This window comes from Okeania sp. SIO2C9, from assembly GCF_010672455.1.
Lineage (GTDB): Bacteria > Cyanobacteriota > Cyanobacteriia > Cyanobacteriales > Microcoleaceae > Okeania.
This window is the reverse complement of record NZ_JAAHGO010000199.1, coordinates 1-1,962: the sequence shown is the minus strand read 5'-3', so window position 1 is coordinate 1,962 and position 1,962 is coordinate 1. Positions and strand designations below refer to the sequence as shown.

Genomic DNA, 1,962 nt, shown 5'->3' with positions numbered 1-1,962 from the left:
TATCATGACCACCATGACCGAGTACCGCTGCAGCTGGCAATTCTTTATTATTAACCGGAACAATAACTCCAAGGTCGTGCTCAACGTCACGCAATAAGACCTCGGCTTGTTCAACCCCCGCCTGATCTAATTGTTCTGCACGGTTGAGCAGTACGAGGTCCGCATGTTCTAATTGCTCAGCGAACACCGTGCGAATCGATACCACATGCTCTGGCACCTCAACATCAGGCGCTACCTGGCCTTTGGTGTAACGACCACTCAACAGTTGTTCCCCGTCAACCACCGCAATCACGGCATCAAGTTCAACCAGATGCGCCAGTTCACGCCAGCGTAAGGCATCAATCACTGGCGCAGGTTCTGCAAGACCACTGGCTTCGATGATAATATGTTCTGGCTGATGTTCTTGTAGCACCTTGGTTAGCGTGGGCACAAATTCATCTTGCACGGTACAGCAAATACAACCAGCAGGCAAATCACATACTTTTCGTCCGCAAGTCGCATCATCTGCGCGAATAATCTCACCATCAACACTCACATCGCCAAATTCATTTATCAAAATGGCGGCTTTAAGGTCGGGAACCTGGCGTAACAAGGAACAAATTAACGTCGTCTTACCACTGCCAAGAAAACCGGTGATCAAGGTTACCGGTACTCGAGTTGCTGTCATTATTATACCCTCATCCTAGCATTCTGGTCTAGCTTACCTATTAAAGAAATAACACCCTGACGTTCAGAAAACGACCTAATATTCTATGCCAATTTGTGCCGGTATTCCGGCGGAAATCGGATGTTTAACCTTAGTGAAATCGGTCACTAAATCTGCCAATTCAATAAGCTCTTCAGGAGCACGGCGGCCAGTCGTGATCACATGGCACATAGCAGGCTTGTTACTGATGGCCTCGACAACTTGCGCAAGATCAAGCTGACCATGCTTCAAGGCAATATGTAGTTCATCCAATAAGACTAAGGGCACATCGGGATCATTAATCAGCTCGACCGCACGAGCAAAGGCTTCTTGCGCACGTTGACGATCAGCTTGTGGATCTTGCGTTTCCCAAGTAAATCCACCACCCAAGACATCGATACTGACCGGCATGCCAAGTTCACTGAGGCGCTCGAGCATGATCCGATCACCTGACTCAAAAGCATCGGTACTTTTAACAAATTGAACGACCGCTGCACGCCTACCATGGGCAAGATGGCGATAGACCATATTCATTGCTGCCGAGGTCTTGCCTTTCCCCATACCAGTATGGACAATGTAGAGACCTTTTTCATTACCCTCACGTTTATTATGCGATTTATCTTTTGCTGCTTTGAGTTTTTGTAACTGTTCGGGGGTCATGATGATATTCCTATGTTATTTTATGAGTTTCTACTTCTTTATCGTTTGATTTAATTCTTTTCTTCTTCGGGCAACAAGGCACGTTCAATGGCTGGCGGCGGCCCATAAACCGCATCACAAAGAAATTCAACTGCCTCTACCAAACCAGGGCCAGTATCATCCGTCCCCTTCGGCATCGTGATAATATTATTTTCACGCACTGCTCGTAGCTGGTTCAAGCCCGGCATCGCTCGAATGTCTTCAGCCATCGAACCACCAGACATGCCACCGCCGGTAACAATATAGTCTGGATCGTAGGCTAAAACCTCTTCGACACTATAACTCGGCCAGCCAAAATCGACCGTTCCAGCAACAATATCGCGTAAGCCAGCAAACCGTAACAAATGGTGACGGCTACTACCCACAGTACCACCTGCGAGCTTGCCGCCGTAAACTGCTAACCACATCGCGGTCTTGCGCTCTGCAGCTGGCACATGAATAGCAGCATGCTCGAGGCGGCGCTTTATCTGCAGCAGCAATTGCTCTGCACGCTCTTGCTCCTGTAACACGATACCGATATTTCGGATATCATTCCGCAGTGTGTCCCAGCCAAGCATGCTACCCAGGTCAAGCACGGA

General features: G+C 48.5%; 3 protein-coding genes. All 3 read right to left on the bottom strand.

The features are described 5' to 3' along the window. Nucleotides 1–667 (bottom strand): GTP-binding protein (locus F6K23_RS40245; protein ID WP_293166783.1); only part of this gene is annotated, 667 nt, incomplete at its 3' end. A gap of 75 nt (nt 668–742) precedes the next feature. Further along, the gene (gene cobO / locus F6K23_RS40240; RefSeq protein ID WP_293166781.1) at nt 743–1,345 is read right to left on the bottom strand and encodes a cob(I)yrinic acid a,c-diamide adenosyltransferase; all 603 of its coding nucleotides are present in this window, start codon (nt 1,343–1,345) and stop codon (nt 743–745) included. Nucleotides 1,346–1,395: 50 nt separating this feature from the next. After that, on the bottom strand, nt 1,396–1,962 hold a 567-nt coding region (locus F6K23_RS40235; RefSeq protein ID WP_293166779.1), incomplete at its 5' end, for an ABC transporter substrate-binding protein.

What these genes read in the sequence shown, in the direction of transcription:
- cobO (WP_293166781.1), bottom strand. Translation starts at nt 1,345, where the DNA reads ATGACCCCCGAACAGTTACAAAAACTCAAAGCAGCAAAAGATAAATCG.